Below are 14,191 nucleotides of genomic sequence, written 5' to 3'. Positions count from 1 at the left end.
TGTTATAAACTATAACCATCAAAGAGATAAAGTATAAAAAAGGAGAGTTTTATATGGCAAAGACATACTTCACATTAACAGGAACAAAACATTATTAGGGTACAGATTTTTTAGAGAAAGGGATGAAGATAACACTTGAAAAGGAACCTGATAACGAATATGACAAAGAAGCGATCCAGGTAAAGATGAAGGGAATGGGGAAGATCGGATATGTGGCGAACAGTCCATATACGATCATCGGAGACAGTATGAGTGCAGGAAGGATTTATGACAGAATTGATGATAAAGCGAAAGCTAAGGTTGTAATGGTAACAGAAGAAAAGATTCTGGAAGCATTAAGACAGATTGAGGAATAAAAGAATGGCATGGTAGCAACAAGAGAAATAGGATGTGTGCTATAATTATATTATCTTAAAATGAACGATAACAAGGAGAATAGCTGTCATGCCAAAAGGAAAGAATCAAAAGTTTAAATTATACCGCCTAGCACAGATTATGTCAGAACAAACAGACGAAGATCATTATATTACAATGCCAGAGATCATGTCAGCATTAGAAGAATATGAGATTACAGCTGACCGTAAGAGTATATATGCAGATTTAAAAGATCTGGAGAAACTAGGAATTGAGATAGAAGGGGAACGAATTGGAAGCGGATATCATTATCATGTGATCGGAAGAGACAGTTTTATGAAAGACTGTTTCTTTTTTGTATTAGAAAGCACATATCGACAAATATTTTTTAACTTCTGTCATATGATAAGCAACAGGAGGAAAAAGTATGGATATTTTAAAGAAAATACGTCCGGAAGAACAGGATTTTCTTGAGGATTTTCAGGAAATGGTTGTTTATCATATAAAACAGATGCAACAGTGTTTACTTACAGCAGGAAAATTGTTTTGTGAGGAGGAAGAAGAAAAAAAAGAAACAAAAAGATGTGGGAGGAATGTACTTGAAAGTGTGATCCTCAAAGAGTGCGTTGGCTGCCGGGAGTATCAGAATTGTAAATTTACAATTGCAGATAAGGACAAACTTGGAAATATTATAGAAAAGCAGGGCGGTTTAAGTTATGCAGATCTTAAACAATGTCATCCGTGCAAGAATGGGCAGGATTTTATTGAAGAGGCTAATCAGATTTATGAAAGAGAACTTTTTATAAGAGGAATGAGACATCATATGGTACAGATGCGGAAGATCATTGGAAATCAATATATGAAAGCCGGGCAAGTTCTAGGTGATTTTTTTGATGGGAAAATGTCTTATATACATAAAGATGATCAGCTATGTAGTAAGATCAAAAAAGAATTTGAAAAGTATAATTTAAAAATATGGGATGTTTGTTTTTATGAAAATCCGCAAAAAGGAAGACAAATTTATCTGTATCTGAAGAAGAAAAGAGGAAGTGAAATCAGCACGAGGCAGGCAGCAGCATTATTAAGCAGAATATTAAAGAAAAAAATGATGCCGCTTCCACAACAGAAAAAGCTTGTAAAAAATGGATATGAAATGTATGGTTTTACGCCAGAAGAAAAATTTTACGTGATCAGTGGCATACGTACAGCTGCTTATAAGGATGAAGAGAAGAATGGGGATTGTTTTTCAATAGGAAAAATCAGAGAAGGAAGATACGTGGCAATGATCTCGGATGGAATGGGGACTGGAAATGAGGCGAATAAAGAAAGCAAGAAAATGATAGAAGTAATGGAAGATATGCTTGGTGCAGGAATAGAGGAAGAAGTGTGTATACAACTTTTGGATTCAATCATAGCATTTGAGACAGAAAAAGAAAAATATGCAACGCTGGATTTTTTTCAGCTTGATCTGTTTGCAGGAATAGGATCTTTTTTTAAGATTGGAGCATGTCCATGTTTGTTAAAAAGAAAAGATAAAGTGGAGATTTTGGTAGGGGAAAGAACTGTTGTAGGAATGGATCTGTTTCAAAGTAGGATTCCTTTTTGCCGCAAAAAAATGGAAAGTGAGGATCTTCTTGTAATGTTTAGTGATGGAGTATTAGACTGTATGCCACAAAATAACATTGAGACATTAGCATCGTTTCTTGAAGAAATGGATGTGGTGCGGCCACAGGCAGTCGCAGATCGATTGTTTGACAGGATTACGAATATGGAAGAATATAAAAAGAAAGATGATATCACAATCTTGGTGCTTGGAATATGGGATAGGTATTGAACAAAAAAACAAAGAATGATAAAGTAGAATTTATGGACAAAGTAAAGAAATTTATCAAAGAGAAAAAATTAATAAATTCTGGAGAACATATAATAGTAGGAGTTTCAGGAGGAGCTGATTCTGTCTGCTTATTAAGAATCTTATATTCTATGAAAGATAAACTGAATTTAAAGATCACGGCTGTCCACATCAATCACATGATCCGCGATGAAGCTGTGGATGATGAGAAATTTGTAGAAGATTTATGTGGAAAGCTTTCAATCCCATGTATTTCATTTAAGATTGATGTAAAAATGATCGCACAGCGTGAGAAGAAAACTTTGGAAGAAGCAGGAAGAAAAGCGAGATATGATGTATTCTACAAGATAATGAAAAAATACCACGCTGATAAGATTGCAGTAGCTCATCATCAGAATGATCAGGCGGAGACATTTTTATATCGCTGCGCAAGAGGTACTGGAGTTTATGGAGCAGGTGCAATGAAAGAGAAAGATGGAGTGTTGATTCGCCCTCTATTGTGTGTAAAAAAACAAGAAATCGTAGAATATTTACAACAGATAGGACAAACATGGGTGGAAGATGCAAGCAATCAGGATGATGCATTTGCAAGAAATCAGATCCGTAACCAGATCATTCCCTGCCTTGAAAGTGTAAATGAACAGGCGGTAGAGCATATTGGATGGTTATGTGAGGATATTCAGGAAGTAAGTTCTTATCTTAGTATTCAGATCGAGATGGCATTTTCAAGGTGTATAAGTGGAATGGAAAATGGATTTAAGATTTGTTGTAATGAACTTGGTAAGGAAAATCCATGGATACAAAAGCAGGTTCTTAAGAAAGTGTTGGAGAAGACTGCGGGAAAGAAAAAAGATCTTGAACGTAGACATATAGAAGATCTGATGAGACTTTTGCATAATGAAACGGGAAAGAAGATATCATTGCCCTATAAGATGAAAGCTGAGAAAAGCTATCAGTATATTCTGGTACAAAAAGATGAGCTGTCAGATAAACAAGAAATAGAAGGAAAACTTTATTGCGAAGAGGTTACAGATTTAACAAATATCGTGGAAAATGATTGTATCAAAATCATTGATTATGATAGAATAGAAACAGATGTACAACTACGTTGCCGAAAGCCCGGAGATTTTTTTACATTTGGTGCAGAATATAAGCGAAAATCTCTAAGCAGGTATTTTATAGATGAGAAGATTCCAAGGCAGTTGCGGAATGAGATACCTTTAGTTGCAGATGGCAGCCATATTGTATGGATCGTTGGACGAAGAGTCAGCGAATATTATAAAATTACAAGATCAACCAAGCGTTATTTAAAGCTTGAGTTCAAAAGAGAAGGAGATGATTCCAATGGAGAATATCAGAGTAATGATTTCAGAGGAAGATGTAAACAAGAGAATTGCTGAGATGGGAGCACAGATCAGCAAGGATTATGCAGGAAAAGAAGTACATTTGATCGCAATTTTAAAAGGTAGTGTATTTTTTGCATGTGAATTAGCAAAGAGAATTACAGTGCCTGTGACGATTGATTTTATGTCAGTATCAAGTTATGGAAATTCCAGAGAATCTTCAGGAATCGTTAAGATCGCAAAAGACTTAGATGAGCCGATTTTAGATAAAGAAGTATTAGTGGTAGAGGATATCATTGACTCAGGAAAGACATTAAATCATTTAAAACCTATGCTTGAGAGCAGAAATCCTGCTTCACTTCATTTATGTACATTATTGAGTAAGCCAGATAGAAGAGAAGTTGAAGTACCAGTGAAATATATAGGATTCGAGGTACCAGATGAATTTGTTGTCGGATATGGACTAGATTATGCACAGAAATATCGTAACCTTCCTTATATTGGAGTAGTAGAGGAAGAGTAGAGAGGAGACTAAACGTTGAACCCGAAGAGAAGTAACAGTGGATTTTTTGTGATTCTGTTGATACTGGTTATGGCAGCATATTATTTTATCAGTGTATTCCAGCCGGGATCAGGGGATTACTCTTATCAGCAGTTGATGAGGGATGTGAAAGCAAACCATGTCACTGCAATAACTATTAAACAGAACAAGGAAGTACCAACAGGTACAGTTACAGCAGAGTTGGGCAAAGATAACTATAAGAGTTGTGAGGTTACAGATGTCAATGAAACGATCAAAGATATTAAGGCATCCAATAAATCTCTTGGTAATAAGATCGAGATCAAAGGCATTGATCACAGCGGAGATATGATTTCTAATCTGATCGGTGTTGTACTGCCAATCGGCGTTGTCATATTTTTTATGGTAATTATGATGCGTCAAAATGGTGGCGGCGGAGGCAAGATGATGGACTTTGGAAAGAGTCGTGCAAAGCTTGCAAATCCGAATGCGAAGAAAGTAACATTTAATGATGTTGCTGGACTTACAGAAGAGAAAGAAGAGTTAGAAGAAGTTGTAGAATTCTTAAAGAATCCAGGGCGTTTTATAAAGATTGGAGCAAGAATACCAAAAGGTGTTTTACTTGTAGGACCTCCGGGAACTGGTAAGACATTACTTGCTAAAGCAGTAGCTGGAGAAGCCAATGTTCCATTTTTCAGTATTTCAGGATCTGATTTCGTAGAGATGTTTGTCGGTGTTGGTGCAGCCCGTGTACGTGATTTATTTGCAGAAGCAAAGAAACACTCACCATGTATCGTATTTATCGATGAGATCGATGCAGTTGCAAGACGAAGAGGATCAGGACTTGGTGGTGGTCATGACGAACGTGAACAGACATTAAACCAGATGTTAGTTGAGATGGATGGTTTTGGAGTGAATGAAGGAATCATTATGATCGCTGCAACAAACCGTGTAGATATTCTTGACCCAGCAATCTTAAGACCAGGACGATTTGATCGTAAGGTTGGTGTTGGAAGACCAGATGTTAAGGGACGTGAAGAGATTCTTAAGATTCATTGCCGCGAAAAACCATTAGGAGATGATGTGGATCTTCATGAGATCGCAAGAACAACTGCAGGATTTGTTGGTGCAGATCTTGAGAATCTTATGAATGAAGCAGCCATTCAGGCAGCAAGAGATGACAGAGCATATATCATCAAGGAAGATATTGATAAATCATTTATTAAAGTCGGTATTGGAACAGAGAAGAAGAGCCGTGTCGTACCAGAGAGTGAGAGAAGGATCACAGCATATCATGAATCTGGACATGCGATTCTTTTCCATCTGTTACCAGATGTAGGCCCAGTATATACAGTATCTATCATTCCAACAGGAACAGGGGCAGCAGGATATACAATGCCGCTTCCAGAGAATGATAATGTATTCATGACAAAAGGAAAGCTGATCCAGGATATTATGGTAAGTCTTGGAGGACGAATTGCCGAAGAACTGATTCTGGATGATATCACAACCGGTGCATCTCAGGATATCAAACAGGTAACACAGTATGCCAGAGCAATGGTAACGAAGTTTGGTATGTCAGATGAACTTGGACTGATCAACTATGACAGTGGTGAAGGAGATGAAGTCTTCTTAGGTAAAGAAATCGGACAGCAGCGCCCATATGGTGAAGACACACAGACACTGATCGATCAGGAAGTGAAGAAGATCGTCAATAAATGCTATCAGGATGCGAAAGCAATGATCGAAGAACACATGGATGTACTCCATAAATGTGCAGCATTATTGTTAGAAAAAGAGCGTATCAACCGTGTAGAATTCGAAGCGTTATTTGATGCAGAAAATGCAACAGAAACCGAAGCATAAAAAATTTAAAAAAAATAAAAAAAGTACTTGCAATTTACCTGGCAATGCCGTATAATCTTTAATTGTCAGGTAAATGCTTGGTGGGATTCCCGAGTGGCCAAAGGGGGCAGACTGTAAATCTGTTGGCACCGCCTTCGAAGGTTCGAATCCTTCTCCCACCACTGAGCCGCAGTGGCGGAACTGGCAGACGCGCAGGACTTAAAATCCTGTTCGAGTTAAATCGAGTACCGGTTCGATTCCGGTCTGCGGCATAAAAGGACTTCAATTAATTGAAGTCCTTTTTTTCTTTTTAAGAAAAAGATTTATTATTTAATGGTTGACATACATATTCCTGTATGATAATATAAGAAAATGTCTTAATGTGGGTTTGTCTGCCCACACTATGTAAAAAATTAAGAGTAAAATTGTAAGAAAAATATAGTAAGATAGAGGGTTTCTTACAGTTGATGTAGTATATAAACCAGGTTTAGATCAAGAGGTGAAAAACGTCCATGGAAAAGAACAGAATACAGCCAATAAAATCAGGTACAGGGATGCGAATCAGCTATGCCAGACAGGATGACGTCCTTGAAGTACCAAATCTGATCGAAATTCAAAAGGATTCCTATGATTGGTTCTTAAGAGAAGGATTAGCAGAGGTATTCGAAGATATCTCCCCAATCGAAGATTACAGCGATCAGTTAAGCTTGGAATTTGTTGACTATCAATTATGTAAAGATGACGTCAAATATTCAATTGAAGAATGTAAAGAAAGAGATGCAACATACGCTGCACCTTTAAAAGTGAAAGTAAGACTTCATAATAAAGAGACTGATGAAATCAAGCAGCATGAGATTTTTATGGGCGATCTTCCTTTAATGACAGCAACAGGAACATTTATCATCAACGGAGCTGAACGTGTTATCGTCAGCCAGTTAGTACGTTCCCCTGGAATTTATTATGGAATTGCTCATGACAAGATCGGTAAAGAGTTATACTCTTCCACAGTTATTCCAAACCGTGGTGCTTGGCTTGAATATGAAACAGATTCAAATGATGTATTTAACGTACGTGTAGACCGTACAAGAAAGGTACCTATCACAGTACTGATCCGTGCATTAGGTATCGGAACAAATGCTGAGATCAAAGAATTATTTGGTGAAGAACCAAAGATTCTTGCAAGTATCGAAAAAGATCCATCTGATAACTATGAAGATGGTCTGCTAGAATTATATAAGAAGATCCGTCCAGGAGAACCATTATCTGTAGATAGTGCAGAAAGCCTGATCAACAGTATGTTCTTCGATCCAAGAAGATATGATCTTGCGAAAGTAGGACGTTACAAATTTAATAAGAAATTAGCATTAAGAAATCGTATCAGCGGATTTATCTTAGCAGAAGATGTCTTAGATCCAACAACTGGAGAAGTTTTAGCGGAAGCTGGAACGAATGTAGACATGAAACTTGCAGATAAGATTCAGAATGCAGCAGTAGCAAGTGTTATGATCCAGACAGAAGAAGGTGCTACAAAAGTACTTTCTAACATGGAAGTAAATCTTGCTGAATATGTAGATTTCAACCCAGAAGAGATCGGAGTTCATGAAGATGTATTCTATCCTGTATTAGAGAAGATCTTAGAGGAAGGATATGAAGGAGAAGAATTAAAAGAAGCTCTGAAGAAGAACATTCATGAATTAATTCCAAAACATATCACAAAAGAAGATATTTTAGCATCTATCAACTACAATATCCATTTAGAGTATGGAATTGGACATGATGATGATATCGACCACTTAGGTAATCGTCGTATCCGTGCCGTTGGTGAACTGCTTCAGAACCAGTATCGTATTGGTCTTTCAAGATTAGAGAGAGTTGTTCGTGAAAGAATGACAACTCAGGATATTGAATCTATTTCACCACAGTCACTGATCAATATCAAACCAGTAACAGCTGCAGTGAAAGAATTCTTCGGAAGTTCTCAGTTATCTCAGTTCATGGATCACAACAACCCATTATCTGAGTTAACACATAAGAGACGTTTATCTGCATTAGGACCAGGTGGTCTGTCTCGTGATCGTGCCGGATTCGAAGTCCGTGACGTACATTATACACATTACGGAAGAATGTGTCCGATTGAGACACCTGAAGGACCTAACATCGGTCTGATCAACTCTCTTGCTACTTATGCAAGAATCAATGAATATGGATTTATCGAAGCTCCATATCGTGTACTGGATAAAACAGATCCTGAGAATCCAGTTGTTACAGATAAAGTTGTTTATTTAACAGCTGATGAAGAAGATAATTATGTAGTAGCACAGGCGAACGAACCAGTCGATGAAGATGGACATTTCGTAAATGCTCACGTATCTGGACGTTTCCGTGAAGAAACATCCGAATTTGATAAAGTAAACCTTGACTTAATGGACGTATCTCCAAAGATGGTATTCTCAGTAGCTACATCCATGATTCCTTTCCTGGAGAACGATGATGCCAACCGTGCGCTGATGGGATCTAACATGCAGCGTCAGGCGGTACCACTTCTTTCTACAGAAGCACCAGTTGTCGGAACAGGTATGGAAGCCAAGGCAGCATATGACTCTGGAGTCTGCATTACAGCAAGAAATGGCGGAGTTGTAGAAAGATCTACAAGTACAAAGATCGTAGTTCGTAATGATGACGGACAGAGAGATGAATACAATGTTATCAAGTTTGCACGAAGCAACCAGGGTAACTGTATGAACCAGCGCCCAATCGTATTTGTAGGGGACAGAGTAGAAAAAGGAGACATCTTAGCAGATGGTGCTTCAACATGCAATGGAGAGATGGCTCTTGGTAAGAACCCATTGATCGGTTTCATGACATGGGAAGGATATAACTACGAGGATGCGGTACTGTTAAGTGAACGTCTTGTACAGGATGACGTTTATACATCTGTTCATATCGAAGAATATGAAGCAGAAGCAAGAGATACAAAACTTGGTCAGGAAGAGATCACAAGAGATCTTGCTGGATTAAGTGAAGATGTATTAAAAGACTTAGATGACAATGGTATCATCCGTATTGGTGCAGAAGTACGTGCCGGTGATATCCTGGTAGGAAAAGTTACTCCTAAGGGAGAAACAGAATTAACAGCTGAAGAAAGACTGTTACGTGCGATCTTCGGTGAGAAAGCTAGAGAAGTCCGTGATACATCCTTAAGAGTTCCACATGGTGCTTACGGAGTTGTTATGGATACTAAGATCTTCACAAGAGAGAATGGAGACGAACTTCCTCCTGGAGTAAACAAGAGCGTTCGTGTATACATTGCTCAGAAGAGAAAGATTTCTGTAGGAGATAAGATGGCTGGTCGACATGGTAATAAGGGTGTAATTTCCCGTATTCTGCCAGTAGAAGATATGCCATACTTACCAAACGGACGTCCGTTAGATATCGTGCTGAACCCATTAGGTGTGCCTTCACGTATGAATATCGGACAGGTGTTAGAGATCCATCTGTCCTTAGCAGCAAAAGTTCTTGGATTTAATGTTGCTACACCAGTATTCAACGGTGCAGATGAGAACGATATCGCAGATACATTAAGAATGGCAAATGATTATGCCAATACATCATGGGAAGAATTTGACGCAAAATGGCGTGATAAAGTTAACGATGATGTAATGGATTATTTATACGAAAACAGAGACCACAGAAAAGAATGGAAAGGCGTACCAATCGATACAACTGGTAAAGTAAGATTAAGAGACGGTCGTACAGGAGAAGAATTTGACAGTCCTGTAACAATTGGATTCATGCATTACCTGAAACTGCATCATCTGGTAGACGATAAGATCCATGCACGTTCTACTGGTCCTTACTCATTAGTAACTCAGCAGCCACTGGGTGGTAAAGCTCAGTTCGGTGGACAGCGTTTTGGAGAGATGGAGGTATGGGCACTGGAAGCTTATGGTGCAGCATATACACTTCAGGAAATCCTGACATTCAAATCTGATGACGTTGTTGGACGTGTGAAAGCTTATGAAGCGATCATCAAAGGTGATAACATCCCTGAACCAGGTGTTCCGGAATCTTTCAAAGTATTATTAAAAGAATTCCAGTCACTTGCCCTAGATGTTAAGATCCTTGATGAAAATGCACAGGAAGTTGAGTTAAGAGAAGATATTGATGGTGGAGATGCTGATCAGGATCTTGCACCAATGATCGAAGGAGACGGAGTCTTCAATAATTATGAAGAAAGCGAATCTGAACTCGGTGCTTTAGGATATAAACACGGAGACTTATCAGAAGGTGAAGATAACACAATCATGTAGATTGGCGAGCAATTTAGGAAGGAGCAGCCTTAAATGATGGAATCAAGCAATGAATATCAAAGCAATAAAATTTCATTTGATGCAATTAAAATCGGGTTGGCTTCCCCAGAAAAGATCCGTGAGTGGTCTAGAGGAGAAGTAAAGAAACCTGAGACGATCAACTATCGAACATTAAAACCTGAAAAAGATGGGCTTTTCTGCGAGAAGATCTTCGGGCCTACAAAGGACTGGGAGTGTCACTGCGGAAAGTACAAAAAAGTTCGCTATAAAGGTGTTGTCTGCGACCGATGCGGTGTTGAAGTAACAAAAGCAAGTGTCCGTCGTGAGAGAATGGGACATATCGAATTAGCAGCTCCAGTATCCCATATCTGGTATTTCAAAGGAATTCCTAGCCGTATGGGTCTGATTCTTGATATTTCACCAAGAACACTGGAAAAGGTTTTATATTTCGCATGCTATATCGTTTTAGATGCTGGAGATACAGATCTTGCATATAAACAAGTATTAACAGAAAAAGAATATAGAGAAGCGTATGAAAAATACGGAGATACATTCCGCGTAGGAATGGGTGCTGAAGCAGTGAAAGAACTGCTTCAGGCCATTGATCTTGAGGCAGAAGCAAAATCCTTACAGGATGAATTCAAAACTGCTACAGGTCAGAAGAGAGCCAGAATCGTTAAGAGACTGGAAGTTGTAGAGGCATTTTTAAACTCAGACAACAAACCAGAATGGATGATCCTGGATGCAGTTCCAGTTATTCCACCAGATATCCGTCCAATGGTGCAGTTAGATGGTGGACGTTTTGCCACATCTGACTTAAATGACCTTTACAGACGTATCATTAACAGAAATAACCGTCTGAAGAGATTATTAGAGCTTGGAGCTCCAGATATCATCGTAAGAAACGAAAAGAGAATGTTACAGGAAGCAGTTGATGCCCTGATCGATAATGGTAGACGTGGACGTCCAGTCACAGGACCAGGAAACCGTGCATTAAAATCATTATCAGATATGTTAAAAGGTAAACAGGGACGTTTCCGTCAGAACCTGTTAGGAAAACGTGTAGACTATTCTGGACGTTCCGTTATCGTAGTAGGACCAGACTTAAAGATTTATCAGTGTGGTCTTCCAAAAGAAATGGCGATCGAATTATTCAAGCCATTCGTTATGAAAGAATTAGTAGAGCGTAAATTAGCTCACAACATTAAATCAGCTAAGAAAATGGTTGAAAAACTTCAGCCAGAAGTATGGGATGTCTTAGAAGACGTCATTAAAGAACATCCTGTTATGTTAAACCGTGCACCGACACTGCATAGACTGGGAATTCAGGCATTCGAGCCTATCCTGGTAGAGGGTAAAGCGATTCGTCTGCACCCATTGGTATGTACAGCGTATAATGCCGACTTCGATGGTGACCAGATGGCTGTCCATCTTCCATTATCTGTGGAAGCACAGGCAGAGTGTAGATTCCTTCTGTTATCACCAAACAACCTGTTAAAACCATCTGATGGTGGTCCAGTAGCTGTTCCTTCTCAGGATATGGTACTTGGTATCTACTATCTGACATTAGAGAAAGATGGAGACAAAGGTGAAGGTAAATACTTCAAATCTGAGAACGAAGCATACTTAGCTTATGAAAATAAGGTAATCACACTTCATTCTAAGATCAAAGTAAGACGTACAGGTGTGGACAAAGATGGAAATCCTATTTCCCAGATCGTAGATTGTACACTTGGACGTATCCTGTTTAATGAGATCATCTTACAGGATTTAGGATTTGTAGACAGAAGCAAACCAGAAAATGCCTTAGCATATGAGATTGATTTCCATGTAGGAAAGAAACAGTTAAAACAGATCCTTGACAGATGTATCAATATTCATGGAGCAACAAAGACTGCAGAAGTCTTAGATGATATTAAAGCAATCGGATACAAATTCTCTACAAGAGGAGCTTTAACAGTATCCATTTCTGATATGACAGTGCCACCTGAGAAACCTCAGATCTTAGGAGATGCACAGAAACAGGTAGAATTTATCACAGAACAGTATAAACGTGGTCTGATGACTGAAGAAGAGCGTTATAAAGCTGTTGTTAAGACATGGTTCGATGCCGATGACGTTTTAACAGATAAACTGATCAGCGGATTAGACCGATTAAACAACATCTTCATGATGGCCGATTCCGGAGCCCGTGGTTCTAACCAGCAGATCAAACAGTTAGCAGGTATGCGTGGACTGATGGCCGATACATCAGGACGTACAATTGAATTACCAATCAAGTCTAACTTCCGTGAAGGTCTTGACGTACTGGAATACTTTATTTCAGCACATGGTGCTCGTAAAGGTCTGTCTGATACAGCCCTTCGTACAGCCGATTCAGGATACTTAACACGTCGTCTGGTAGACGTATCACAGGATCTGATCATCCGTGAACAGGATTGCTGTGAAGGTACTGGAGAAGAAATTCCAGGAATGTATGTAGAAGCATTCATGGATGGACAGGAAGTTATTGAAAGCTTAGAAGAACGTATCACAGGAAGATATGCAGCAGAAGAGCTTGTACACCCAGAAACAGGAGAAGTTCTTGTAAAAGCAAACCACATGATCACACCAAAACGTGCGAAAGCCGTTTGTGATGCAGGATACACAAAAGTTAAGATCCGTACGATGTTAACATGTAAATCCGGAGTTGGAGCTTGTGCAAAATGTTACGGATCCAACATGGCAACTGGTCAGGCTGTACAGGTTGGTGAAGCTGTCGGAATCATCGCAGCACAGTCAATCGGTGAGCCAGGTACACAGCTTACAATGAGAACATTCCATGCTGGTGGAGTAGCCGGTGATGATATCACACAGGGTCTTCCTCGTGTCGAAGAGTTATTTGAAGCACGTAAACCAAAAGGACTTGCGATCATCGCAGAATTTGGTGGAGAAGTGCAGTTAAAAGATACGAAGAAGAAACGTGAAGTCATCATCACAAACAGAGAAACTGGTGATGTGAAAACATATCTGATCCCTTACGGATCTCGTCTGAAAGTACAGGAAGGACAGATCCTTGAAGCCGGAGATGAACTTACAGAAGGTTCTATCAACCCTCACGATTTATTAAGAATCAAGGGAATCCGTGCAGTACAGGATTACATGATCCGCGAAGTACAGAGAGTATACCGCTTACAGGGTGTAGATATCAACGACAAGCACGTCGAGGTTATCGTACGTCAGATGCTTAAGAAAGTTCGTATCGAAGACGGTGGAGATACAGGATACTTACCAGGAGCAATGGTTGATGTATTAGAACTTGAGAAGAAGAACAAAGAGATGGAAGAACAGGGTCTTCAGACTGCAACAGCAGAACAGATCATGCTTGGTATCACAAAAGCATCTCTGGCAACAGATTCCTTCTTATCAGCAGCTTCTTTCCAGGAAACAACAAAAGTTCTGACAGATGCAGCTATCAAAGGTAAAGTCGATCCATTAGTAGGATTAAAAGAAAACGTAATCCTTGGTAAACTGATCCCAGCTGGAACGGGTATGAGACGTTACAGAGATGTCAAGATCAGCACAGACGAAGACGATTTCACAATCGGTGATGAGATTGATTTTGATGATGCAGATTTCGAGATCGAAGAGTAATCTGATTTTATAAAATAAGAAATAAGGCCGACAGGTATAAGTTTAGAACTTTATCTGTTGGCTTTTCTTTTGGGAAAATTTAGAATATAATATAGCGAAATATAATCTGTTTATTGTATGTAAAGTTCTTAAGAAATCTGAAAAAACTATTTAATTGACAAAATAAGCAGATATTGATATAATAAAATCAACAAATGAAAGATAAGTTTTAAAAGAAAGGAGAATCGCCCAAGTTGCTCCATAAGGCTAACGGAAAGACCTTTAAAACCGGCAGCTGATGGATCGGAAGTATTAAGATAATTGGGAAATATGAGACTGACTCAACAGGATATTA

General features: G+C 38.9%; 6 protein-coding genes, 2 tRNA genes and 2 pseudogenes. All 10 read left to right on the top strand.

Features of this window, described 5'->3' with window-relative positions; all coding sequences use genetic code 11:
• The first annotated feature begins 53 nt into the window (after nt 1-53).
• The 10 genes and pseudogenes from KE503_RS03210 (at nt 54) to rpoC (ending at nt 13,857) form a co-directional block, all read left to right on the top strand.
• Nucleotides 54-356 (top strand): annotated as a pseudogene (locus KE503_RS03210) (HIRAN domain-containing protein).
• A gap of 88 nt (nt 357-444) precedes the next feature.
• A pseudogene (locus tag KE503_RS14950) lies at nt 445-681 on the top strand (WYL domain-containing protein); the annotation flags it as partial.
• A 100-nt stretch (nt 682-781) separates the two neighbouring features.
• The gene (locus KE503_RS03200; RefSeq protein ID WP_022374586.1) at nt 782-2,188 is read left to right on the top strand and encodes a SpoIIE family protein phosphatase; all 1,407 of its coding nucleotides are present in this window, start codon (nt 782-784) and stop codon (nt 2,186-2,188) included.
• Complete coding sequence (tilS, locus tag KE503_RS03195) at nt 2,185-3,606, top strand: tRNA lysidine(34) synthetase TilS (RefSeq protein WP_212384471.1); 1,422 nt, start codon at nt 2,185-2,187, stop codon at nt 3,604-3,606. Before KE503_RS03200 ends, tilS begins: the two co-directional genes overlap by 4 nt.
• Nucleotides 3,551-4,072, top strand: a complete 522-nt coding sequence (gene hpt / locus KE503_RS03190) for a hypoxanthine phosphoribosyltransferase (RefSeq protein WP_022374588.1) — start codon at nt 3,551-3,553, stop codon at nt 4,070-4,072. The genes tilS and hpt overlap by 56 nt, the downstream gene beginning before the upstream one ends.
• 15 nt (nt 4,073-4,087) lie before the next feature.
• A complete protein-coding gene (gene ftsH / locus KE503_RS03185; RefSeq protein WP_022374589.1) occupies nt 4,088-5,935 on the top strand; it encodes an ATP-dependent zinc metalloprotease FtsH in 1,848 nt (615 codons plus the stop codon).
• Nucleotides 5,936-6,014: 79 nt separating this feature from the next.
• Nucleotides 6,015-6,096 (top strand) — tRNA-Tyr (locus KE503_RS03180).
• A 4-nt stretch (nt 6,097-6,100) separates the two neighbouring features.
• A tRNA-Leu gene (locus KE503_RS03175) sits at nt 6,101-6,186 on the top strand.
• 240 nt (nt 6,187-6,426) lie between these two features.
• Nucleotides 6,427-10,224: a DNA-directed RNA polymerase subunit beta gene (gene rpoB / locus KE503_RS03170; RefSeq protein WP_117944137.1), complete on the top strand. Its 3,798-nt coding sequence runs from the start codon at nt 6,427-6,429 to the stop codon at nt 10,222-10,224.
• Nucleotides 10,225-10,257: 33 nt separating this feature from the next.
• A complete protein-coding gene (gene rpoC / locus KE503_RS03165; protein WP_055196325.1) occupies nt 10,258-13,857 on the top strand; it encodes a DNA-directed RNA polymerase subunit beta' in 3,600 nt (1,199 codons plus the stop codon).
• Nucleotides 13,858-14,191: the final 334 nt, after the last annotated feature.

Source organism: Anaerostipes sp. Marseille-Q3525, assembly GCF_018223505.1.
GTDB lineage: Bacteria > Bacillota > Clostridia > Lachnospirales > Lachnospiraceae > Anaerostipes > Anaerostipes amylophilus.
The sequence above is the reverse complement of the archived record's forward strand: the minus strand, read 5'-3'. Positions and strand labels throughout refer to the sequence as shown.